Origin of the sequence: Actinokineospora pegani (assembly GCF_009745975.1) — a bacterium.
Taxonomy (GTDB): Bacteria; Actinomycetota; Actinomycetes; order Mycobacteriales; family Pseudonocardiaceae; genus Actinokineospora; species Actinokineospora pegani.
The window spans coordinates 310,800-335,101 of the sequence record NZ_WHOL01000107.1; the positions used below are offsets into that span (position 1 = coordinate 310,800).

A 24,302-nucleotide genomic window follows, 5' to 3' on the forward strand; every position below is an offset into this window, starting at 1 on the left:
GCGCCTCGACGTTCGTCAGCTTGACCAGTATGGCAAGGAGTAGTCGGCTCGCTCTCGGGTTCAACCTGGGAGGATGGTCCGGAACATGGACCGTGATGGCGTGATCCGGCTCCTGGCCTGCGCTCATGCCCGATCGGAGCCCACGTTGATCACAGAGCCGAAATCGCGCGCACGGTCGACAGCGGCCCGCAGGTCGGCCGTGAGGTAGCCGCGCACCCGCCGCACCTCACCATCGGGCATTGGCGCGTGCCCTCGGGTCGGGCGGCAGTCCATCGCACTCATCTCCCGCGCGAAGGTCACCGGGTCGACTTCGAGCGCCTCGACCAGCTCCGCCGTGGGCACGAACTCCCGGGTCTCCATGTCCCCGCCCAGGTAACCGACGACAGCAGACAAGGGCTCCGGCAGTCCCGCCGCACTCCAATCACTCTGACGGGTGCCGATGGCCTTGACCGCCTCCGCGTGATCCAGCAACGGAGCGGGCGCGTCGCCGACCGCGTGCCCGGTGAGCGTCCCGGCCTGCTCCCGCAATGCGCGCCCGCGCTGGCAGATGATCCGCCAATCCTCGTTCGGCATGTAGTACGTCCGCACCGTCAGTGCCAGCACCTCCGCCCCGGCCTGCGTCTCCCCGTCCGGTCGCAGAATTCCCACGCCCTTGTGCGATGCGAGCAGCCGCGAGCTGTCATACCCGCGGGTGTTCATCTGTTCCCCGAGCACGATGTTCGAGTCACGCCAGTCCATGACCCGCAGCGCGAACCGCGACCCCAACACCGCCCGCAACCCCGACGGAATCGTCTTCGAGTCCGGCCGCTGCGTGGCCAGCACCAGCACGATCCCCGCCGCGGGCCCCTTCTTCGCCAACCACGTCAGCAACTCCCCGACGTACTCCCCAGCGGTCAGCTTCTTGTCCTGCACCGTGATCGGCGTCCGATCCTCCAACGGCACCTGCACCTCATCGACGAACACGGCCGTGATCGGCATCCCCAACCCGCCATCCCGCGACATCGCCGGAGTCACCTTCGACTCAGGACACACCGAGTCGTCCAACTTCCGCATCCGCCGATACCGTCCCTGAACCTCGGTCACCAGCTCGACCAACCACCCCACGAGGGTGATCACGTGCTCGGCCTCATCGCCGGACATGAACCGGTGCGCCACCAGCCCGACCGCGTCCCAGTCCTTCCCGGCCTTGAAGTCCGCCACGTACAACCGGGTATGCGGGTCCAGCACCAACCCAGCCGCCGCCAGCCGAGCCGCGAACGTCTTGCCCTGCCTAGGAATGGCCCCCACCAACAGCGACGTCCACACCAACGGCAAGTCCACCCGCCGATCCCGTGCGTCCCTTCCGAACGGCACCGCTCGCCACGCGTCCCAAGACTCCGCGTCGACCAGCGGCGTCCGGACAGCCGGCGAGGCGTACGGGTCAGAGTCAGCAACCCACAGCGCCACCCGCCCAGCGTGACCGCCGTTCCCACGCACCCGCTCCACGCTGAGCTGCACCTCATCAACAGCCAGCGCCGACGCCAACGCGTCCCGCCCCCGGATCACGTCCGCGGCCTTCCGCGTCGCAGGCAGATCGACCGTGACCGCCCACCCCTGCCCGGCCCGCGTAGCCCGCTCGACCATGCGCAGTTCCTCGTCCTTGCCGATGAGCTTCGCATCCCGGAACGCCTCCACGAGCACCTGCGGGTCCATCGTCCACGTCAACGCCCGCGGCCCACCCAGAGCCGCCTTCCGCCCAGGACTCCCTTCCTTCCGCCGACCCCACACCGCCAGCCCCACCGCAGCGACCACGCCGAGCACCCACAGCGGCCCATCCCCGTAGACCACCCGCAGCACCAGCACGACGGCGGCCACCAGGCCCACGAGCGCGCCCGTCACCTTCCACCGGAACAGCGTCAGCGCCCGGATCGCCTCGAACTTGTCCGCCAGCTTCTCCGCGCCCTCGGCAGCCTCTCGGTAGTCGCGCACACTCACCCAGCGCCGCCACCACCGGAACGCCGCCACCAGCCCCCGCACCACCGCCCCGAGGAACCGCCACGGCGCGCGCAGCACCCGCGCCGCAACCTCCCGCAGCACCGCCACCCGATGCGGCTTGGACGTGACCCACAGCGGCAACCGAGAGCGCCGCGGCGACTCGTCCACGAACTCCGCGTCCAACACCGCCCGCACAGGCACGTTGTCACCGCTCATCGCCGCTCACCTCCTCGGCAAGCACCCGAGCCAACCGCGACGACAACCCCCGCGAGCACCCCGACACCTCCCGCACCCACGCAGGCGTCACCTCAACCCCCGGCGACCACACCGCCCGCGCGTCGGCCAAGTAGTCCGCGAACAACTTCCGTGAACGCGGCACCTCCTCCTGAACGACAGGCGCGTTCACGACCTGCTCACGCCCACTAGCAGCGAAAACAGCCTCCGTCAGCTTGTCCCGAAGATCCGTGATCGCCTCAGCCGCCACGAACACCACCAACGGCGGCACCGAGTGCAACACCACCGCCGCCACGTCCCGGGCCACGAACGACTCCCAGGTGTTCATGACGTAGGTGGCCGCGAGCGTGAACCACTTCGCCCGCCGCACCCACCCCCCGGTCGCCACCCGATACCGCGCGGTCACCTGCTCCGCCCGCAGAATCGCCAACAACACCAGCGACACCGTCGGGTCCAACGCCCACGCAGCCACCCACCGCAACGACCACACCGCCGCCGACCCGGCCGCGAACTGCTGCACGTTGGTCATCGTGAACGCCAGCCCGAGCACGATCCCCGACCAGCACATCCAGTCCACCTGGCGCCGCACCCGCTCAATCCCCAACGCCACCACATCCGGATGCCCCAGATGCGCCCGCACCTCCGCAGCCTCCGCCGCCGACCGCGCCAACTCCCGCGCCCGGCTCATCGACGCCCACCCCGCTTCGGCGAATGCGTCTCCACCGTCAACGCCCGCGTCAACGTGAACGCCGAGAACAACGCCGGAACCCCCAGCACCGCCAACAGCACCCACGGCGATCCCGGGTGCGCGATCACCACCCACTGCACCGACACGATCAACCCCGCGTTGAACAGCACCCGCCCCGCCAGCGACACCAGCCGAGCCCCACCCCGCGCCTTCTCCGCCGCAGACCGCGCCCGCCGAGCACCACCCCGCCACACCATCGCCAGCACGAGCAGCACGGCGACCCCGCCCGCGACCTGCACAGCCGTCAACTCGACCATCAGAGATCACCCCGCTCCACGCGCTCGCCACGACGCAGCCAGTGCGGCCGCAACGCCCGCCGCTCGTCCTCGGACAGCCCGCCCCAGACCCCGACCGTCTCCGGCCCGCCCGTCCGAAGCTCAAGCTCCAAGCACTCGTCCACCACCGGACACCCAGCGCACACCCGCGCCGCCAACTCCCGATCCGATCCCGCCACCGGCTCATCGCCCCCCGGTGCCATGCACGCGCCCTGGTCCACGACCACGTCCCGCAGCAACTCCGAGGGCACCCACCGCAACCGGTCAAGCCGATACGCAATCCCCACCAACCGTCGCGTCTCGCTCATGCGGCACCCCCGAGCAGCCGCACAACCTCGACCACCGGCACCCGCCGCCGACGCACCCGCAGCACACCGACCCGCACCGCCCGGTGCACCACCCCCGCAGGCACCCCGAGCACCCACGCGGCCTCCCGAACGGTGAGCCCCGTCCGATCCTTCGACCTACTCATAAGAAGTCCTTCACTACATGATTTCAACAATTGATCCTGTTGAAATCGGCTTGATATGGGCGTGTTTGTCCGCCGCGCCGCGACAAGGCGCGGTCACCGCGATAGAAGAAAGGAGTTAGTGCGCCGATCTCGGCGCTGAGGGCGGAGCGCGGAGGAAAAGGTGTTCGAGGACTGGGCGGCGGTCTCCCGCGCCATCAACGAGCGCGTCGAAGTGCTCGGTTGGCGTCAGCGCGAACTCGCCGAGCGCTCCCAGGTCTCCCAAGCCATCGTCCGGGAGATCCAGCACCACACCGTGGAGCGTCGCCGCAGCGCCCGCACCCTCGAAGCCCTCTCCATCGCCCTCGGCCTGCACCCGCAGCACCTCACCGCGGTCCTCAACGGCACCCCACCGCCCGCCGCGACAGACCCGGTCGACACCGGTGACCCGCTCCTGTCCCGCTTGGACGCCGTGGAACGCCGACTGTCCGAACTCACCACCAGCGTGAGAGCGATGCGAGCGGACCTCTCGGTTGTCGCCGAACACCTTCGCCGCAAGGGCTGAGCTGCTGATTTCCATGCCTTGAATTCAAGGCCGAACAGCCCGCGAGTCCCACGCACAAGCACCGCACATCCACCGCAACACCACTGCACTTTCCTCGGGGGAGGACCGCAATGGGCCAACCGTCCGGGTGGACCGGCAAAACCGCCGCCGCTCTCCAAGCCGCTCTGCGCATGTCCCAGGAACGCTTCGCCGAACACCTCGGCATCGCCCCACGCACCGTCGCGACTTGGCACCAGAAGCCGGACACCCGACCCAAGTCGGAAATGCAACAGCTCCTCGACACCGCCCTATCCCAAGCCGCCCCCGACGCCCGCGCCCGCTACCACGCCCTCACCACGGCCCCCGCCGCTCCGCCCGCCCCGGAGATCTCCCAGCGCCTGACCACAGACCGGCACATCACCGCCGCCCTCGACTGGCTCGACCGCCACGCCCAGTGGACACCCGGCACCGCCCGCGCCCGAGTCGCCGACCGCGTCACCCACCTGAGCGTCGCCGAGATCCGCGACCGCGGCCTCCGCCGCTCCCGCATCACCCAACGCGACATCGCCGCCGCCCTCACCACCTACTACGGCCCCACCGGCATCTACGCAGGAACCAGCATCCTCACCGCCCCGGACTGGCTCGACCTGCGCGCACCCCTCACCGGCAACCCGGTCACCATCACCCCCGCCCCGGCCACCCCGCTCACCCTCACCGAGCCCGCCGCCGACGCCGCCGTGACCCGTATCGCCGAAACCCTCGCCCTAGGCACCCGCATCACCAACAACCCGCTCTACCGCCTCACCGCCATCACCCCGCCCACCCTCGCCGCCACCTACACGCAAGCCAACTTCATCGACTACGCCCTCACCCTCGACCTCCTCGAAGCCGAACTCGTCGACGCGCTAGCCGACAACCGCTCAACCCTGCCCCTCCGCGACACCTACCTCCCCACCACCGCCGCAGTCCTCGACCTCCCCAACCGCCTCTGCGCCGGTGGCGTCCTGGCGCTGACCGCCATCGCCCGCGAAGACGACTACCTCCTCCTAGTCCAAGAGCGCTCCGGCCACGTCATCAACGCCGCCCGCCGCCTGGCCCCCATCCCCAAGGGCTTCCATCAACCCCTCTCCGACCTCCGGGCCGACGCCCAGATCGGAGCCACCCTGTTCCGCGAGATGGAAGAAGAACTTTTCGGCCGCGAGGACATCGACGGCACCCTCGGCGACATCCGCAGCGCCGACCCCATGCACCCCTCGCGTCTCTCCGAGCCCCTGCGCTGGCTGCTGGCCGAACCCGGTCGTCTCACCCTTGAATCCACCGGCTTCGGTCTCAACCTGGTCAGCGGAAACTATGAATTTCCCTGCCTCATCACCATCAACGACCCCCAATTCTGGGCAGAACACGGCGGCACGATCGAAGCCAACTGGGAATCCACCACCCTGCGCCGATACTCCACCAGAGACCCCCAACTCATCACCGAACTCCTCGCCGACGACGCATGGAGCAACGAAGGTCTCTTCGCTACCCTGCAAGCCATCCGCCGACTCACCGAAACCGGCGGCCACCGCGTGGACCTTCCACGAATCGAATGGGAGATCAGTAAGTGAGCACCTGGTCAGCCGGTAACGCCAACGACGACGGAGCACCCACCCGCGGCTGGCTGGTCGGCCACTTCATCGACCCCACCGAGGGCGTCCGCCACCAAGACGGCGTTGAGGTCAAGTGGGCCCACCACCCCCCAGGCGACAAGCGCACCGAGTGGACCGCCGACGACCAGCGCACCACCCTGGTCATCCTCATCAGCGGCAACTTCCGGGTCGACGTCACCGGCGGTTCCGCCACCCTGTCTAAGCAGGGCGACTACATCATGTGGGGGGCAGGAGTCGATCACTCCTGGGAAGCCGCCGAGCAGTCCATCGTCCTGACTGTCCGCTGGCCCTCAGCCACCTAGCCCCACCTCGACCGCAGGCAGCTCCACCCGATCCCCACCAATCTCCCGCAACCGCGCCAACCCCAGCAACAGCGCGAAAAGGCCCTCATTGCTCCACCGATCATCGGCAATGAGGGCCTTCATGCTGTCCGCATCCCGAGTCGAATAGAGCATCAACCCCGCAGACTCCCAATTCGCCTCGATCGACCCACCAAACCGCTCCCAAAACTCCGGCTCATCCACCACAACCAACCCAGCGAACTCGTAATTACCGCTGACCAGGTTCAAGCCCACCCCGGTGCACTCAACCCGCAACCGCCCAGGCCCACCAGTCAGCCACCGCATCGGCTCACTCAGCCGTGACTCATGCATCGGCGCTGCCATCCGCACGCCCCCGGCCGTGCTGTCGACCTCCCCACGCCCAAACAACTCCTCCTCCAACTCCCGCATCACCGTCGCCCCGAGCCCCACATCCCCGCGAACGTCGTTCAACGGCCCGTGAAACCCCTTCGGAATCACCGCCAACCGCCCCGCCGCATTCACCACCTGCCGCGACCGCTCCTGCACCAACACCACGAAGTCACCCCCAGGCCGCGCCACCGCAAACACCGCAGGCACCCCACCCACACACAATCGCCCACCCACATCGAACACAGAACCCAAGTCCGGCAACAACTCCTCTCGCAACAACATCACCCCACCCGACGCCGCAACCTCCACCAACTCCCGCTCCAACAAATCCCCCGTCAACGCATAGTCCACAAACGACGCCAACCCCACGCGCCCCCGCACAACCCCATCCCCAACCCCCACGCCCACAAGCCGATACAACGGCGAATCCGTGATCCGAGCCCCCGAGACCCGCGCCTCCGCCAACCGCCGCACCGCCCACCCAGCCCCCACCGCACTCACCCGCCCCACCTCGAACCGCTCACCCGCAGCCAACTCAAACCGGCTCATTCCAGCGCCCAACCCCAGCCACCCAGTCCGAGCAACAACCGACGTCACCACCTCCACCCCACCCAGAGACCCCCGCACCATCGCCCCAGCCCCGTAGAAGCTGCTCAGCGCCTCCACCAACGCCGCCCGCCCCACAGCCGGAACCACCCCCGCCGGAACCTCCGCGACCCGCCGCGCGCACGTCCCCGCCGTCCACCCCGCCCGCGCGTCCACCCAACCGGCCAAGTCCTCCAGCCCAGGCGCGGCGACCACCGCGCCATCCACCAGGCCGCCCACCTGCTCCACGGAGCAGCCCAACGCCTGAGCCAGCACCGGCCGCACATGCGGCATCGGGGCGTGCTCCCCGGACTCCCACGTAGCCACCGTGGTCCGATCGACTCCCAGTAGTGCCGCTAGCGCCTCCTGCGTGTGCCCAGCGGCCTTCCGTGCCGCTGCCAGCTCCGCGCGCCGCCGAAACCTGCTCACCACGCCTCCTCGCTGCCGCTGGTCAAGTCACCGTAGCAGCCGAAATCGGCCTATCGACGCACCCCACAAAGCCCCCACACGCGTCCCCGTGGTCGCGAGTCGATGGCGCCGGTTAAGTCGAACTCACCGATCCAACCCCCGAGACAAGCGACGGGCACCCATGAACCCCACCCTCACCCGACTCATCGCCACCCTCCAAGCACTGACCACCACCTCCACCCAGATCGGCTACTCCCTCGAAGCCGGATTCCTCAACCCACCCGAGGTCCGCGAACTCGAACTCCTGGAAGCACAAATCGCCGCCACCGCCCACCGACTGCTCGCAGACCAGCACCCCGCTCCGTCCGCACCCGATTCCCCGCGTCCAACCCAAGCCCCATCCCTGAACGCCAACCTCGGCGACCTACCCCTCTACGCAGAAGAGATGCTCACCGCATACCTCGCAAAGAACCTCACCCTCAAGCAGGTCAGCGCCTTCCTCCTAGTCCTCAACGATGCGACCCACTCCGTCCGATGGCTTCTGGACAACAAGGACACCCCCCAAGGCAAGGACCTGCTGAACGAACTCACGCTCCCCGAACTCCGATACCCGACCACCACCAACGAGGAGAAATCGGACGCCAATGGCAACGCTTAACCTGCGCGCCCGCATCGTCGCCGCCGAACTCAAAGCCGCCCGAACCGCAGCAGGCATCAGCACCCGCCAAGCCGCCCGCCACTGCGCCCTCTCCAACGCCTCCATCAACCGCACCGAGAACGCCCTCAGATCCATCAACCTCACCGAACTCGGCCTATACCTGGCCACCTACAACATCACCGGCCCCACCCGAAAACTCCTGATCGACCTCACCACCAACCCCGACATCCCCTGGCTCACCCTCACCCACCCCGGACTCCTCGCCGCCATCGAACGAGACGCCACCAGCACCCTCCACTACAGCGTCACCACCATCCCCACCGCCCTACTCGCCAAACCACCCCGCACCCCCACCACCGTCATCCTCGACGAAGCAGCCCTCCGCCGCGGCATCAGCACCCCCGTTACCACAGCTACCCAGCTCAACCACCTCCTCACCCTCGCCCCTCACGTCGACATCCGAGTCATTCCCTTCAAACACGGCCCCTACCTCACCCCCGGCCCCTTCACCGCCTACCGCTTCCCCAAGCAACCACCCCTCACCCTCATCAACGACCCCACCCCCGTCCTCATCGACGAAACCGACCCCCGATCCCCGCAGACACACATCCCCACCCTGCTCACCAAATCCCTCCCCCACGACGCCTCCGCCGATCTGATCCACCACATCCTTACCGACCACGAGAAAGCAGCCGTCCACCACCCAGACACCCCTTCCCTGCTCCACCACCCCCGCAACCGGGACCCCCTGACCGCCCCACAAGCCCCTGTCCCAGCCCAAACCCCCAGGTCAACCCCGTCCAGTCCCGTCCACCCCACCCCGTCGGCCCGTCCCACGCTGGACACCTCCCCACAGGACACCCCCGCGTGAGCCCCCGCCCCCAACTGAAGGTCACCTGGGGCCCCGGCACCACCCCCGCCGTCCCCTACATCGCCATGTGGTCCAGCGAGAAGACCAAGAAGTCCACCCTCACCACCCGCAACAACCGCCTCGCCTACATCGACGAATCCCCCGCCGACCGCTACCACCACGGCCCCCACACCGTCCTCTGGGAACGCGTCACCACAACCCCCAACAACGGCACCCCCCAGTTCGCCCGCATTCACCCCCTCCGCCAACGCACCGCCATGCACCACCTCCTCTGCCAAGTCTGCGCAGGCCCCGCCACCACCACCGACGACGCCCACCTCTGGCTCATCAGCGACCCACTCCCCACCCACTGCACCACCCCGAACCCGCTCATCAGCGAACCCCCCATCTGCACCCCCTGCGCCCGCCGCTCCATGACTCTCTGCCCCCGCCTCCGCCACACCAAGACCCTCCTTCAAGTCCATGACGCTCCCATTGCGGGCATTCAGGGGAGTCGTTTACAACCGCCGCCCAAGCCATCCCACTCCTGTCGACGCCGACACCCACGCCTTCAATGCCCTTATAACCCCTTGGATGATCGCCAGCAAACTCGTGCGCAGTCTTGACTACTATGAGGTCCCAATTATCGACGACTGGCTCGCGAGGAATGTAAACGATTCTAAAGGCAGACACACGAGAAAGCGGCACGTAATCCCGACAAATTGAAACGTTATTCTCGAATGACCAAAAAATGGAGATTGTTCAATAGAACTTCGACGCGTCAACGCTGGCATTGCCCTCTCGTTAGAAGGTTTGCCGTCGAATACATGCTCGTGACGAGCATCCTCTGCGCCTGCGATTGGATGCTGAACACTGCTCTAATTGCGGTCACTTATTACTATATTGATGGATTGGTCAGCACGAGATCTCTACTTGCGGCTACCATTCTTGTCGAAATATGGATCACCGGCCGGTCATCTTCCATTGGGCAAGATCGGTTTTCAGATTGTTCCGCTGGATCAGTGGAAGCGAATGTTTCATCTCCGCACCACGAAATTTGGGCGACTGATTAAGTTCTTATTAATTTCGGCCAACTGCTCCGACCTCTCGTCGACCATAAGAACCGAGATGATTATCCAAATCCCGGCACTGCTAGTTCCACGGTAGACCTACTTAGCGCCATCCGCGTCCCGGCAAACATCATTGGTTTGGTTATTCCACTGGAGCCGAGCTACTCGATATCGGAGTACTATGAAGGTTTCCTTGAGTTCTAACTGCGACCCAGGAACTCATCTCTTCTTGTTCAATTCGAGTGATCGCTTGAACTAGTTCGCCTTCTTTGGAGATAGGATTGTCGTATGGGGGCAGACTCATCTTGAACAAGCGCCTTTCCGCTTCGATAGATTCGCGTGCTCGACTGAATCTCAAATAGTTCTCATGCCAGTTAAAAATCGATTTAAGGCCGGAAAGCATCACAATCCCCACGCCCGTAACCGCGGGAATCCATGGCCACTCAGGAATGATAACTACCGACGCTGGGATGCTCGCCGATAGGAACAACAGGACAATCTCGGCCAGTCGGTGTGAGCGACGGGTTCTAATTGATCTTATTAGATACCAATTGTAAGAATTATCCGCGATTTCGAGTGCATAGTTTTCTGGTTTCGTTTGTTGTGTCACCAAAATCCCCTCGTGCGGTGTCAATCAAGAATCGCGGTCTGAAGTGGCCAGCAATTCCTATTGGCCCGTCAATAAGTTTCCAATTGTTGGAGCTTGAGTTAGATCGGCTCGTGCTAAATCGCTTGGTTCAAGTCGATGGCAATACCCGCATCTCGAAGCTCGGTAGCCAGTTTCATTTTCCAGCTACCTTCGTCGAGCTTGATGTAAACGACTCCAGCAAAATCACTTGGAATCTCTACTCCTGGTTCATGTATAGCTGCAACTTTATCCCTACCCAACAACCCGAGGAACAAGCCCAGCTCGAGGACAACATTTTGACGGGCTCTTGGTTTCCAGTCACCACTCCCTGACACTCGCCCGTCATCGTCTCCAGTTAGCAACACCACCGCGTAAGCAGCGCGACGTGCCGCTTCTAGCAACTTACCTAAAACATCATGTCCCTGACTAGATTGGTCCTCCAGTACAACCACTCTACGGTCGGTTACCTGCCCAAGGAATCGGCGGAGTTCTTCGCGCTTATGAAGCGCGTGACCGTGAACGATAAAAATCGAGTCGCCTTCGGTTGCGGCGCTTTTAGGTTCAGCTCCAGACGTTTGATTGGTCTGGTATACGTCTAGACGACGGGCAATCGATCGCAAGGTTTCTATTTTCGCCCTCAGGACCTCAACTAGGTCACCGAGTCTCTCTGCCGGAATCCCGGCGGAGCCCTTATCCATGGCAAGATCCATTATTTTGATTGCCATGGAGTTGTAGTCATTTGAGGGAGTGACCGTCATCCACCCGCTAGCGTCGAAAGCGCTATCCAACAAAGCCTTATTGTAATCGTCCCAGTCAAAAAAGGCTTTCTTTATTGCAGACAGCTCCGCTTCCGACTCTCTCGGAAGTTCAAGAATTGCTTCACCTTTCTTGGCGCAGGCTTCAAGCTTAGGTTCAAGTTCCGACGGCGATACTACAAGAGTTATGTTAGGCATAGCCCGAAATTATACCGTGGACCGGCTATGGCCATACACTGACTGGTACAACGCCGACTTGCTTCAACACAACAGCAGTGTTCGTGGACATTTCCTCGAAGTTAAGAAAGCACGAAACGACTCAGAAGTTCTTGATCAACAGCCCATCTCGTCGGCAAACTTTTTGTATATTGGTGGGCGAAATTGATCGAGTTTGTAGTATTCCCGCCCCGCCAAGACTTGAACTTTCCGACGCGTCAACAGCTTGGCCACCACCGCAGTTCGAATACGATCCGCATGGCTCATTAGTGATCTCTAACACATACGATATGGTAAATGAATCTGAAAGGTTGGGGCAACAATTCTAATCAACAGCGTTCTGCTGCTCGACCTCATCGACCCAAGTCTTGAAATGACTTCGAGATTCTGCGAAACGAAGAAGTGCGGTCTGCAAATTTTGCAAAGGTCGGTCCAAGCGCGCCGAGGCACCCTTTGAACCCTCAATTGATGCGATTAGACCATTAACTTGACCCGTGGATTCGATGCCACTGTTGCCCAGCTTTCTAATGTTTTCCAAGAATTCTACTAATTGTGCAGCCTCCGGCCCGTTGCTCAAGCTTTGAGTCGACGCCATGCGAATCATTGTCACAATACCCGGGCTGCTATCGCTGATTGCTCGTTGAAGTTCAATAGATACTTCATCGCACTGGCTTACAATAGGGTCGATTAGTGCAGCTAGTCGATTTGCAACAGCCAATTTCTGACTGAAAGAAGATGCCCGTCGCATCTCAGGTTCGACAACGTTCAGCTTTTCTGTATACAAATTGAGGAGGCGCCCGTATTCCTCTGTAAGTTCAGATATAGCATGGATCTTTTCTTCTGCAACGCTCATCAAATCGAGGTACCCTTCTCCCTCCTCCTTGCCTTCTGCTGTCAAGACAACGGGATCAATAACGGTTGACCCACTGGCTTCTACCTCTGTTGAGACCTGCTCAAGAATTTCTTCAATACGCGTCGTAAGGTCGAGAATTTTTGTCATCCATTCTTGAGAACCTGGTTCAATGGTCCGAAGGTTTGAGCCATCCATATTCTGAAGTTCTTTGACTTGAATCCAAATTTCGTCATCTGAGAAAAGTCGATCAAGGCGGTCGCGATCAAAAAGAATTATTGGAATGATCAATTTCCGACCACTCTCAGATGGCAAAAAAGCAAGAAAGTCCGTAAACTCGGATCGACACGCGGCGCTTCTCAAATAGGCTGGGGTAATAAAAGCCAACAAGATTGTTGCAGAATCCAACCCGGACCTAATGCGGTCTTGCCAACTTTCTCCCAGCCGGATTGACTCGACATCAAGGAACGATTTAACAACTAGACCAGTCATACTAGTATAGGTTGCAGAAAGATCGCGAGATATCTTGCTTATTCTGCTATATGCCGCTTCGTCGTCGGCTCGAACGTATGAAACAAAAATTGATACGTCGCCGCTGTCAGTGTCAATCATGGGCGTTCCATCGCTACTTGCAGTCATGGAGACCAATGTACACCATACGGCCGAAGCGGGTCTTTGGTCGACCCGCCGCTAGGCAACGTTCGAAAATCGCTGATCGGAATCTATGAATGAAACTTTCCACCTTGTTGTGTCGAAACTCGAAGCCTTTGATGCCCCACACCCCGCGGCACGTCGTGGTCGGTTGGACCGCTCAAACCTGTGCCAGGTCGAGGAGTGGGGCCATCGTGCTCGACACTTGGGGGTACGTATCCCTGGGGCCTCAAGATAGGCATAAGACCGTTGATGCTTTTAGGACACTTCGCTACCCACCATGGAGACACAGCGGTCCCCCCAGCGTGATAGCAGATCTCCAGTCTCATCTCAATGTAGAGTTTCGCCAGCGTGTCCGCATCGCCGCTGTCGACCATGACTTGGACGTCGCCGAGGCACAGATCTTCTCTGCGTTGATCATGCTGGGATCAAGCCCCTTGCCCGGCTCCGCCGCCGCTGCCTGTCGTTCTGCCTGTGGCTTGGTTAATGTCCTCGACCAAGGCTTATCGGATCAACTCCTACGCCGATGGCGTCCTGGTAGCGGCGGAGGCGCGTCTGCGTCCTCTAACCGGGTTCGCGCGGCCCCTCGGTCGACGGGCCCGGGCCTTGAACGTTAACCAAGGCCTACGTTGTTCCGTCCATCCGGCTGAGATGCGGCAGTTCCCTAGCCATTCGTTGACGATGTCGCGTAGGGGGTCCTCACGCAGTTAGATCCTGGGGGCCATGCTTTCGTAGGCCGCCTTACACCTTGCGTGGGCACCCCCGCTTCCACCATGCGAGTTGCCCATCTCGTCGTCGAGACTGAACCCTGACCGAGGGCGGCACTCTGGGGTCACCTCAACCCCGTTGTCGTGTCCTCGGTACTCAAAAGGTCCACTTTGATCAGCAAGTCGGCCAGATCGGGGTGGCGCAGGCGGATTTCAGAGAAGTCGCCCGCCGCGCACAAGGCGTGAAGGGCACGGAGGGCGGTCAAAAGTGGGCCCGCGCGGTCGACGGTGATTTCGCCTGGTACTCCCCCGCCGCCAGCCAGGGAAACGGGGGTTGCGCCGTCGTAGGTCGCCACCACCACATTGGGGACCATAAGGGCGGCCGTGGTATGTCTCAGGGCGTCCAGATCGGCGACTTTCACGACGCCGGGTAGTAGTCCTTGGGGTGATGGGAGCCCGGCGGTCGACGCGACGGCATGCGACAGTCCCGGATCGATCATTCGTTGGGCTCGAGGAGCGTAGACGACGTGATGACCATGGTCGATTCTCACTTGCGTCAGGTCGTCCGTGGAGCGGAGCAGAGTCCGCGTTGTACGGATGACTTGTACCTCCACGCCGAGCAGGTCGAATGCGCAGGCGAGGTCGACCGCGGCGGTAAGCGAACCGTCGGACTCATCGGCAACACCGAAATAGGCCTGACCTACGGCGACAGCGAGAGTGGGCCGAGCATCCACCGGTACGCCGACTGCGGCCTTGAAGACAAATGTCCTATCCGCCGTTGGCTGGGCCGACAGGAAAGCAGCACGTCGGACGAGTGGCCACCGGGGAGCCATCTCCACCCACCGGCGCAGCAGATGCTTCGCCAAGGTCAGGAATGCGCTCGGATCCCGCACCACGGCACCGATCTGGTCGAGGAAATACCGCACTCGCGCGACATCTCCGGCGAATGCCGCGCACAAGCCTCGGAACAGATCGGCCACGACTCTGTCATCAACCTGAAACGGACGCACCGATGTCTCGACACGGTCAGCTAGTGCCACCAGACGCTCAAGGAGCATGAAGGCTTCCGGATCGTGGGCGGATGCCATATGCAGGGCTGTCAGCCCCACGTTCCGCACCAGGGACGACGCGTCAGCGACGCGGAGCGAGCCACTGTCTACGGCGGCACTGAACGGCGCCAACTCCCGGAGCGCCACATCCCACTTGCGCTGCCACACGCGACACTCCAACCGGAGGCTCATCAGCTGGATCTTCTCCAGGGAGAACAAGCTCGGGACCCGTAGAAGCCGTTCGATCTGGTCAACCGCCGCATCGTACTTAGCGTCCTTGATTTGTGTGTTGATCGCGGCGACCTCCACACCCAGGTCCGGTCGTCCGGTAAGCGGCATCATGCCGCTGAACTGGCGGAGCGCGAGCCGGATGTTCTCCGCCCGCATGGTCTGAACTCCCCCGTCGTGAGCAAGGGCGTCGGACACCGACAGCGCGAAGCGCACAGTGTGCGCGGCGGTGTCCGGTTTCGTGGCGTAAGCGGCAGTGATGTTGGTGAGCACCAACTCCAGGGCGTCGGCAATGTCGTCGGCAGCGTCCGCAGGTCGGGTAGCCGCGAGGTAGGTGGCCCGGGCCAGGCTGGCGGCGGCCTGGACACGCAGCACCGGCTGGTCATCGGCGTGCTTGTCTAGGACCACCAGCTCGGCTCGCAGGTAGCGCACCGCCAGTTCATGTGAGTCGGTGAGGTCCAGTACCTTGGATGCATTGCCGTAGAGGAGTGCGACGGCGTAATCCGTCGAGCCTGACGACAGCGCGTGCTCGGCCAAGGAGACGATGTGCGCCCGCAGCAGGAGGGCAACCGGGTAGTCCTCCTGGTCGAAGAAGCATGTCAGCCAATGCTGCGCGTGGAATGCTGCCAAGCCGAGGGCGCCGTCGAAGAGTTTGCCGTCACGCAACTCTTGGCGGAGCACGGTCTGCACGATTTCGTTCATGGTCATGGTCCACGCCGCCGAGACCTGCCCGCCGTACTCACCATCCCAGAGCGGTACGTCGCGCTCCGCCAGCGACTGGTGACGCATCGCCCGGACCACTTCACCGACGGGCAGGTCGTTCTCGTCGATGAACCTGGGGCCCCGTTCAGGGGCATCGTCGACGAGGTCGCGGGGTTCGAACAGAATGGCGGCCAGCAGCAGGTGGACAGGGATGCGCCGGGTAGCGAAGAACGATGCAAAGCGCAGAGCGCCGACAGCCAACGGCGCAACCAGGCCCGGAGCGCCAAGCATGCGTTCCCATCCGAGCTGAATGGCACGGACCAAGGTATTCGGGTAGCCCACGGGCACCGAGTCCTCGTCGGCGAGCGAGCGCATCAGGAGGCGCTCGTAGGCACGTGCACCGCTGAGGCCGCCGAGGCAGTCGTTCAGGTAGGCAGCGGCCAGCTCCAACGCCAACGGCCAATACTCCAGCGTGGCGGCCAGTTCCCGCATTGAGACGATCTCCGACGGGCCCCACCCGCCCTCGGGCAGCAGCCGGGCTGTCAGCAACTGGACGGCTTGCTCTTCGGTCATGCCACGCACGGGCTCTGCCTTGACTCGCGGACCGGACACCCCGGTTGGGTCGACAGTCGTCACCAGGACGTGCCCCGGCCCGCGCGTCGGCAGCCATTCCCTTAGGGAACGCAGGCTGAGCGCGTTGTCGAACACCATCAACCACGGCCGAGCCGACTTGGCCAGCGCGGTGTGCACGGCATCGCGGACCGCGCCGCCCGAACGCACCTCGTCGCCGGTGAGTTGTGAAGCCACCGCGACAAACGACGCCTCGATCTGTGAGTCCGTTGCCGCCTCGATCCAGATGACGGAGGCATACGCGTCCGCGCGGTCATCCACCCAGGCCGCGGCTGTCGCGGTCTTGCCAATGCCCGATAGACCAGTCAGCACGCACACGGGCACCACATCGGTGCGGACTGGTGTCGGCAACGCCTGTGCGACGCGCGCGAGCATGTCCGGCCGCGCAATGTCGGTGGCGCGCGGCACCGGGGTCAACGGAACGGCCCAACCGCGCTCACGAAGGACCGATCGAAGCGTGTCGTGGTCGAGTTGGAGTGCTGCCACGAATGCGGCGCGGTCGAGCGCCGGCATATCCGCACGAGCAGCCTTGGCCAGAACCTCAGCAACCAAGTAGCCCGTGAGCAGGCCCGCGGCATCCCAAGCGACGCTGTCCGGGTCCAGTTGCCTTCGCGTCGTCCGGACCCGTTCCCGGACATCGTCGCGGAGCTCGTCGATCGTCCGGTCGTCCAGTACGACTCGCGTGGAGCAGAGACGTTCGAACCAGGTCTTCCCTTGATCGAGCACGGCGTCGCGCACCTGTGGTGACCGGGAGACGAGGTCAGCCACACGATCACGCGCGTCGTCGCGCCGGAGCACGTCGATGAGCGCCAGCAGGCCCGGACCCGCGCGCCTGCTGGTGATGAGGACGTACTGCTCCGCGTCATGGGTAAGCAAGCGGAGCAGGACCCTGACCGCGTCCGCCGCACTCATCACGCTGCCCGAGGCACCGCCCTTGACCTGCGCGGCGAGGCGGCATCGGTCGCCCGCCATCAGCGCGAAATCGACGATCTCCCGATCGGCCATCGGGTCGCCTTCCGGTGGCGCGTCAACGACGACTCCGGTGAAGTCACCGCGATCATCGCCCAACGCCGCCAGGGCACGGTCGATCGTCTGGAGGAACTGGTACTCGAACCCAAGCGCCGCCGCCTGTCCACTCATATCCAACAGAATGACAGAGGGAACCGACAGCCGAGAACCTGGCCCTGACCAAGCGCCACCGCTTCGTGATAGTCAACAACTCTGCGTCGACCGCAAACAATCCTCGGTTGCATCAATGCTTCCTTCCGCGCGCGGCAGCGCGCGGAAGGAAGTCGTCGACCGGGTCGAGCAGGCCGCGCGGCCGGATCAACAGTACCGCGTGAATGCACGCATGCAGATAATATACAATTTCCTCGACTGAAAGATAATCAACTTTGTGAGTTACGGTAGAGATAGCATTCGAATACTCTTTCCTACTCCACAGATGAGATTATGATCGACAAGCTGGCGTATGCGTCATGCCAACTCCAAGCGTAAGGACAATGCCTGATCGGACACTCTCCTACCCCACGGCACGTCGCGGTCGGATGGACCGCTCAAGCCTGTGTCAGGTCGAGGCGTAGGGATAGCGAAGGCCATCGTCCTCGGACACTTGGGGGTACGTATCCCCGTGGGGCGTCACGGTAGGGTGAGGTGCCTCGAAGTTTCCGGACAGTGGACCGTCTAAAATAGGCCCTCTGGAAGGAGAAGGTGTTGGCACGATCGAGGAGGAGTTTCACCCCGGAATTCCGGGAGGAGGCAGCGAAGTTGGTGATCGAGACCAAGCGTCCGGTCGCCCAGATCGCGAAAGAGCTCGGTGTCAACGAGGTGAGCCTCGGGAAATGGGTGAAGGACTACCGGGCCGCGAACGGGGGCGAGGAGGCGCCGTTGGGCGTGTCGGAGCGGGCCCGGTTGCGGGAGTTGGAACGCGAGGCGCGGGAGCTGCGGTTGGAGAACGAGTTCCTGAAAAAAGCAGCAGCGTACTTTGCCAAGGATCATCGGTGAGCGACAAGTTCGAGTTCATCGACGCACAGCACGCACCCGAGAACACGAACACCCACGCCGCCCTGCCGATCGTCCGCATGTGCCGGTTGCTCGCTGTGTCGCGATCCGGTTTCTACGAATGGCGAACGCGTCCGGAATCGGCCACCGCGGCACGGCGCGACGAACTCTCCAGGTTGATCACCGCGTTCTTCGCCGCGTCCGACGGCACCTATGGCTACCGCCGTGTCCACGCCGATCTCACCGCTCAAGACGTGCACTGCGGGCCCGAACTGGTGCGTCAGATCATGCGTGAGCTGGGATTGCGCCCGTGTCAGCCCCGACCGTGGCGGTTCGGCCTCACCGGCGGGGACGGCCAGGCCCACGACATCCCCGACCTGGTCGCACGGGACTTCACCGCCGAGGAACCAGGGCGGAAAACCGTCGGCGACATCACCTACATCCCCACCGACGAAGGATGGCTCTACCTCTCGACCGTCATCGACTGCCACACCAGGGCGGTCATCGGATGGGCCATGGACGACAACTACAAAACCCCGCTGATCGAAACAGCCATCCATAAAGCCGCCCGCTCAGGCCACCTTGCCCAGAACGCCATCTTCCACTCCGACAGAGGCAGCAACTACACCTCCGCCACCTTCGCCGCGACACTCACCACCCTCGGAATACGCCACTCCGTCGGACGCACCGGAATCTGTTACGACAACGCACTCGCCGAATCCTTCTTCGCCACCCTAAAAAACGAACTCACCCACCGGACCCACTACCCGACACGAGAACACGCCCGACGCGACATCGCCCGATACATCGAACTACGCTACAATTCGAGGCGTCGACACTCCGCACTCGGATACCGAACCCCACGCGAAATGTTCGACGCGCACCACGCTCGTAGAACAACAGTCCCGAACACTGTTTAGGCGCTGTCCGGAAACTTCGAGGCACTCCAAGGGATAGGACCGTTGATGCTCCTCGGACACTTGGGGGTACGTATCCCCGTGGGCGTCACGGTAGGGATGGGACCGTTGAAGCCCCTCGGACACTGGAAATCATTTTCATTAATAGTTTTTGGGTACCGACTGCAATCTGACCGGTCACCGTCATTTACCCGGTTACCCCCGGTGGGTTCTGCTCGTATTCGCCCGATGTGGCACATGACTGGCAGCGCAGCCCGCGTCCATCACCCGGTTGCCTACCTTGGCCGATCCGACGGCTGTCGCGTGGCGCTGTTACGTGCTGGCTCGGTCTGCGATGGTACGCAGTATGGGGATCGAGTTGGTCGATGCCGTGGCCGCGTTGCGATGAGTTGATCGAGGCCGCGACGCTCCGGTGGATCACCGTGGGCGGGGATGTCCGGGGCCGCACTGTGTCTCGGGGACACCGTGATCGGGGTGATCTCCCATGATCCGACCAACGCCCAACACAGCAAGCTGCTGGCCGTCCCTGCCTACGTCCTGTAGGACGACCCCACCTTCCGGGCCGTACTCGGACACCCGGACACCCGCCTCGGCAGCGCCGAACTCACACCGCTGTCAGCCACCACCACTAGAACGATCCCCACCCCGTCGGCGCTGCTGTTGGCCCGGTACGAGATCGTGCCGTGGCAGCCACGTAAGACTCTGATGGGTGACCTGTTGGCTTGGGCGGGACAACCGGGGCCGGGGGTGTGGTTGCTGCATGGGCCGGGAGGGTAGGGCAAGACGCGCCTGGCCCTGCAACTCGGCCATGAACTCCCCGCCCGATGGGCGGTGTTCTGGCCCTCACCCGACACACCCGCCGACACGCTGGCGATCGTGGGACAACTCGCCCGCCCCACCCTCATCGTCCTCGACTACGCCGAAACCCGCCCCACTCAGCTCCACACCATCCTGACCGAGCTGCCTGCCACCACACAGGTCAAGATCCTGCTGCTCGCACGCACCGCGGCGGGATGGTGGGAGGAACTGCCTGTCGTCGACGAACGCATCGCCGACAACCTGGCCACCGCCCAAACCCACGCACTCGAACCCCTTCCCGCCACCGAGGCCACCTACCGCTGCGTCATCGCCGCCTACGCCACCGCGCTGCCCCAGGTCCCCGGCCTCGACCACCACCTCTGGGACCGACATCGCCGCCCGCCTACCCGACCGCGACCACCTCGACCACCCACTCACCCTGCACCTCACCGCCCTCGCCGATCTCCTCGACACCACTCTCCCCCAGAACAACGAACCCCGAACACCACTCCCGAAGGCCGTGTCCTGCTTCACGAACGCCGGTACTGGCACACCACCGCTGCCACCAACCCGACCCTTGCCGCACTCGACACCACCACCCTGCACACCGTCATCGCCCTCACCATCCTCGCCGGACTCACCACCCCCGACGATGCCAACCCCGTCCTGCGAACCCTCCCGGCCTCCCCGCTGACCCCAACCCCACCCTCACCACCTCACCGGGTGGTTGCGCAGCCTCTACCCACCTACCGCCCTGGAACGGCACTTCGACGCTCCCCAACCGACCGTCTCGCCGAACACCACGCCGCATACCAAACCCTGAACACCTCGAACCTCACCAGGCGTCTCGCCGAGACCGCCACCGCTGACCAAGCCGCCACCATGCTCACCGCCCTCACCCGCGCCCTCACCCGCACACCCCACCCCACCCAACTCGCGGACCACCTCACCACTCTCATCACCACCCACCCTCACACCTTCGCCCCACCTGCCCTCGTCATCACCACCCAAACCGAAACATCCCGGCCACTCCTCACCGCCCGGCACACCATCGCCGCCAATCCCGACATACCCATCCCACTCATCACCACCCTCACTGATCTGCTGCCCCAAAGCACCCGACGCTTCGCCCATCTCGCCACCGACTTCACCCAACGCCTCATCCACCACCACCGCGCCAACCCGGACGCCTACCTGCCCGACCTCGCGGGCAGCCTCAACAACCTCTCGATCTGGTTGGGTGAGCTGGGTCGTCGGGAGGAGGGGTTGGCCGCGATCTCTGACTTCAGCAAATAATCTTGCCTTTGCTTACGCATCGGCGGGCGGCTCGACGAAGCCATTCTACTGCTGGAGCAGACCATTGCGAACCGGCGTCGTGTGCTCGGCGACAACCCCCCGATATCCTTGGCTCGGTGAACAACCTTGCCTCCGCCTACCGATTAAGGGGCCGACTCGGTGAAGCTGTCCCACTACTGGAACAGTTACTCGTCAACTGCCGTCAGGTGCTTGGTGATGATCATCCGAAAATTTTGGTCTCGGTGGGTAATCTTGCGCTAGCTGACGAGTCGGCAGGACGGCGCAGTGAAGCCATCCCATTACTCGAACAGACCTTCGCGGACCGGCGTCGTGTGCTTGGTGATGACCACCCCGACACCCTTGGCGCGCTGAACAACCTTGTTTCCGCCTATCGATCAGCGGGGCGATACGCCGATTCTCATAGATTATGCAGCACTAGTCGTTGCGACAATACGTCACTCGTGTCTGTGGCACATTTATTCATCTTCCCAAACAATGTAATCACTTACCTAGAATCTAACTCGATTGGCGGGCCAGCGTTCGGACGCGCTAGTATTACAGACACGCTTCCGTCAGATAGGACCGAGATGTCGACCGACAAGTTGGTAGAACTCCTAACAGATCAACAGCCAGCTAAAATCGAAGAAGCCTTGTATGAGTTGTGCAATACAATATCGAACATCGTCAGTAGTTATGACGACCCTTACGATGCATTTGCCGAACTAGTGCAGAACGCGCTGGACGCTACTGCTGCAGCACGCGAGTTGAATCAAGACGGGTTCATCCCCGAAATTTCTGTAAACGTAGATGTCTCTAGGAATACTCTCACTGTTTGCGACAATGGAACCGGCATAGGCTGGGAGCAGCGAAAGTGGGCAGTGAAGCCGAACTACTCCCTAAAGCGCCGACTTGGTCAGCGCAGTTCACGCGGAGAAAAAGGAGCGGCGCTAACATTTCTACAGTTCGGCCACTCCGAATTTAGCCTGAAAACGCAGACCGATCAAGATTCCTGGAAATATACCATTGTGGATGGAAGGAACTGGTTCGAACGTACCTACAAGATTCTCGACGAGGCCCCTTCTGATCCTACAAACATCGGGGATCATCCTCAAGCAGAATTTGCGCTGGAGCGGGTTGATCGCGATGATGATTCGACAAGTGGCACGACCGCTTCAGTGCGTTTCCCTGACAATCGTTTGAGCGAACTTCTTGGGGATGATCCGAAAATAGCAAGAAAGCGGCTTGAGTATATCCTACTGACTCGGACCGGTATCGGTTTCTATATCCACAACAGTGACAATGAAACTCTTGCTCCTTGGCAGAAAGATCTACAGGTGTCGGTTTCCTTGACCATGGGAACAGACACTAGCAACTGGAGCGTTAAACCCGGCTTTCTGTTTCCGCATGTCATGGCAAAGCAAGCAGGTGCTCGTAAATCCAGTTTGCTTACGGCGAGCAAAAAAAATAGCGAACTGCTGTTCGACTATTTTGATGAATCGTGGATCAAGAAATATCTTGAGCGAATCTCGAAGAATCCGCGCCATATGGATGTGATTCATCGGTTCGAAGTGCGTGGATACGTGTCATACGCGTTTCACAACAGTTGGTATGAAGACGTCTCGGCAAAACATCTAGAATTGCCCGCCGATGACACGGACACAAGCGTTCTGGCTGAAAGTCTAATTCAAGTAAATGGCGGCTTTCTGGTTGCCGTTCGAGATTTTCCCACTGGACGTCGCAAGAGCTTTTTGCATCGATCGGGCGCTGAACATAAAAGCAGGACGTTCGTCCTGCTCAATTTCGGCGGCGACTACAAACCTGACTACGGTCGCAAGAACCTGAGTGCAGAAGCGCATGCTCTCGTCCTCGATCTATGTAAAGCGCTTATAGCGTTCACTTCAGATAAGCGCGATGCGCTATTTCGAGGAACTCAGCAATCCGCTCACAACGCTAAGAATACTCATGATGCTGGAGAGGCGCTGAAAGAGGATGCTAAGAGGATGCAATCTCGCGGTTTGCTGATAAAGTCAGGAGACCGCGAGTTGTCACGGGCGCCCGCCACGGAGACGGAAGTGGTGGCAGAATTTGTCCGTCTTGTATCAAATAACATATTGCCCGGATTCGAAATTTACGGCTTTCTTGCGCGAGGAATTCTAGACGGGTACTTCGATTATGGCTTGAGTTTCGGCAAGAATCATATGTATGATGTCGACGAAATTCCTTTCGGTGTCGCCTTCTCCGAAGGTCGCGATCTGAAGTCATCTGGTCAGTGGATGGAATTCAAGGTGAGGTCAGACGCGCTTATAGATGACATCAAGAAAAACGCAGGCGAATCCGGGAAGAAATACTTTAGTCTCATCGATTTACTGATATGCGAGTCAATTGACACGGCAACCGACAAGTTCGAGTTAATTGAGATCAACGAAGATAATTACGATGAGCGTAAGTATTTCGGTGTGACGCATTTGCTTGAATCATCTGAGAATAATGAGCATAAAATTCAGGTGATTTGTCTTCAAAAACTACGTGAGATCCTTGCTGGTACGGGGAAGATATCAGAACTGCGCGAGGTGACTCCACTGGAGGAATAGCCGAGCACAGGCCGCTGATTGGGTGGCCACGTGTGCGTCCAACACGGTCGCCCTCGGAGACAGTGCCTCCATGGATGCGACCCGCCACGCATCTGGCATGACGACAGGTGCGTGGCGGGGTTCGCACACTCGCTTACCTCACGGGTAG

At 62.0% G+C, this 24,302-nt stretch carries 18 protein-coding genes; 8 read left to right on the forward strand and 10 right to left on the reverse strand.

Translation table 11 applies throughout. From position 1 onward, the window contains the following. Positions 1 to 123: 123 nt before the first annotated feature. Genes GCL84_RS21320 through GCL84_RS21340 form a run of 5 tightly spaced genes read right to left on the reverse strand, consistent with a single transcriptional unit; the run spans position 124 to position 3,703 of the window. Positions 124 to 2,190 (reverse strand): cell division protein FtsK, encoded by a 2,067-nt coding sequence (locus GCL84_RS21320; protein ID WP_156757277.1) that lies wholly within the window; start codon positions 2,188 to 2,190, stop codon positions 124 to 126. After that, positions 2,180 to 2,896, reverse strand: a complete 717-nt coding sequence (locus GCL84_RS21325; RefSeq protein ID WP_156757278.1) for a hypothetical protein — start codon at positions 2,894 to 2,896, stop codon at positions 2,180 to 2,182. The genes GCL84_RS21320 and GCL84_RS21325 overlap by 11 nt, the downstream gene beginning before the upstream one ends. Beyond that, the gene (locus GCL84_RS21330) at positions 2,893 to 3,213 is read right to left on the reverse strand and encodes a hypothetical protein (protein WP_156757279.1); all 321 of its coding nucleotides are present in this window, start codon (positions 3,211 to 3,213) and stop codon (positions 2,893 to 2,895) included. The genes GCL84_RS21325 and GCL84_RS21330 overlap by 4 nt, the downstream gene beginning before the upstream one ends. After that, the gene (locus tag GCL84_RS21335) at positions 3,213 to 3,539 is read right to left on the reverse strand and encodes a WhiB family transcriptional regulator (protein ID WP_156757280.1); all 327 of its coding nucleotides are present in this window, start codon (positions 3,537 to 3,539) and stop codon (positions 3,213 to 3,215) included. The genes GCL84_RS21330 and GCL84_RS21335 overlap by 1 nt, the downstream gene beginning before the upstream one ends. Continuing rightward, complete coding sequence (locus tag GCL84_RS21340; RefSeq protein WP_156757281.1) at positions 3,536 to 3,703, reverse strand: helix-turn-helix domain-containing protein; 168 nt, start codon at positions 3,701 to 3,703, stop codon at positions 3,536 to 3,538. Before GCL84_RS21340 ends, GCL84_RS21335 begins: the two co-directional genes overlap by 4 nt. A 160-nt stretch (positions 3,704 to 3,863) precedes the next feature. On the opposite strand from GCL84_RS21340, the gene GCL84_RS21345 reads away from it, so the two are divergent. From GCL84_RS21345 to GCL84_RS21355, 3 genes are all read left to right on the forward strand, one after another. Beyond that, complete coding sequence (locus GCL84_RS21345) at positions 3,864 to 4,244, forward strand: helix-turn-helix domain-containing protein (RefSeq protein ID WP_156757282.1); 381 nt, start codon at positions 3,864 to 3,866, stop codon at positions 4,242 to 4,244. 170 nt (positions 4,245 to 4,414) lie between these two features. Then, positions 4,415 to 5,830, forward strand: a complete 1,416-nt coding sequence (locus tag GCL84_RS21350) for a transcriptional regulator (protein WP_235926536.1) — start codon at positions 4,415 to 4,417, stop codon at positions 5,828 to 5,830. Beyond that, on the forward strand, positions 5,827 to 6,174 hold the full coding sequence (locus tag GCL84_RS21355; protein WP_156757284.1) for a signal peptidase I: 348 nt from the start codon (positions 5,827 to 5,829) through the stop codon (positions 6,172 to 6,174). The genes GCL84_RS21350 and GCL84_RS21355 overlap by 4 nt, the downstream gene beginning before the upstream one ends. On the opposite strand, the gene GCL84_RS21360 is transcribed toward GCL84_RS21355, so the two are convergent. After that, positions 6,163 to 7,578: a helix-turn-helix transcriptional regulator gene (locus GCL84_RS21360; protein WP_235926537.1), complete on the reverse strand. Its 1,416-nt coding sequence runs from the start codon at positions 7,576 to 7,578 to the stop codon at positions 6,163 to 6,165. The genes GCL84_RS21355 and GCL84_RS21360 overlap by 12 nt on opposite strands. 160 nt (positions 7,579 to 7,738) lie before the next feature. On the opposite strand from GCL84_RS21360, the gene GCL84_RS21365 reads away from it, so the two are divergent. Continuing rightward, the gene (locus GCL84_RS21365; RefSeq protein WP_156757285.1) at positions 7,739 to 8,215 is read left to right on the forward strand and encodes a hypothetical protein; all 477 of its coding nucleotides are present in this window, start codon (positions 7,739 to 7,741) and stop codon (positions 8,213 to 8,215) included. Then, complete coding sequence (locus GCL84_RS21370; protein WP_156757286.1) at positions 8,202 to 9,086, forward strand: Scr1 family TA system antitoxin-like transcriptional regulator; 885 nt, start codon at positions 8,202 to 8,204, stop codon at positions 9,084 to 9,086. The genes GCL84_RS21365 and GCL84_RS21370 overlap by 14 nt, the downstream gene beginning before the upstream one ends. Positions 9,087 to 10,277: 1,191 nt before the next feature. On the opposite strand, the gene GCL84_RS31050 is transcribed toward GCL84_RS21370, so the two are convergent. The 4 genes from GCL84_RS31050 to GCL84_RS21390 all read right to left on the reverse strand — a co-directional run bounded on the left by GCL84_RS31050 (position 10,278) and on the right by GCL84_RS21390 (position 17,691). Continuing rightward, the gene (locus tag GCL84_RS31050; protein ID WP_197523414.1) at positions 10,278 to 10,745 is read right to left on the reverse strand and encodes a DUF4231 domain-containing protein; all 468 of its coding nucleotides are present in this window, start codon (positions 10,743 to 10,745) and stop codon (positions 10,278 to 10,280) included. Positions 10,746 to 10,858: 113 nt separating this feature from the next. Beyond that, complete coding sequence (locus tag GCL84_RS21380) at positions 10,859 to 11,716, reverse strand: TIR domain-containing protein (protein WP_156757288.1); 858 nt, start codon at positions 11,714 to 11,716, stop codon at positions 10,859 to 10,861. A 343-nt stretch (positions 11,717 to 12,059) separates the two neighbouring features. Beyond that, positions 12,060 to 13,196: a toll/interleukin-1 receptor domain-containing protein gene (locus tag GCL84_RS21385; protein WP_197523415.1), complete on the reverse strand. Its 1,137-nt coding sequence runs from the start codon at positions 13,194 to 13,196 to the stop codon at positions 12,060 to 12,062. An 871-nt stretch (positions 13,197 to 14,067) separates the two neighbouring features. Continuing rightward, positions 14,068 to 17,691, reverse strand: a complete 3,624-nt coding sequence (locus GCL84_RS21390; protein ID WP_156757290.1) for a hypothetical protein — start codon at positions 17,689 to 17,691, stop codon at positions 14,068 to 14,070. Between the two features lie 573 nt (positions 17,692 to 18,264). Between GCL84_RS21390 and GCL84_RS21400 the strand changes: the two genes are divergently transcribed. The 3 genes from GCL84_RS21400 (at position 18,265) to GCL84_RS21410 (ending at position 24,154) form a co-directional block, all read left to right on the forward strand. Beyond that, positions 18,265 to 19,472 (forward strand): IS3 family transposase gene (locus GCL84_RS21400; RefSeq protein WP_156757292.1). Its coding sequence is split into 2 segments (ribosomal slippage): positions 18,265 to 18,517 and positions 18,517 to 19,472, totalling 1,209 coding nucleotides; the frame shifts between segments, so codons are not numbered across the junction. Positions 19,473 to 20,345: 873 nt separating this feature from the next. Then, positions 20,346 to 21,563, forward strand: a complete 1,218-nt coding sequence (locus GCL84_RS21405; protein WP_156757293.1) for a hypothetical protein — start codon at positions 20,346 to 20,348, stop codon at positions 21,561 to 21,563. 116 nt (positions 21,564 to 21,679) lie between these two features. Continuing rightward, positions 21,680 to 24,154: a tetratricopeptide repeat protein gene (locus tag GCL84_RS21410; RefSeq protein ID WP_156757294.1), complete on the forward strand. Its 2,475-nt coding sequence runs from the start codon at positions 21,680 to 21,682 to the stop codon at positions 24,152 to 24,154. The last annotated feature ends 148 nt before the right edge of the window (positions 24,155 to 24,302 follow it).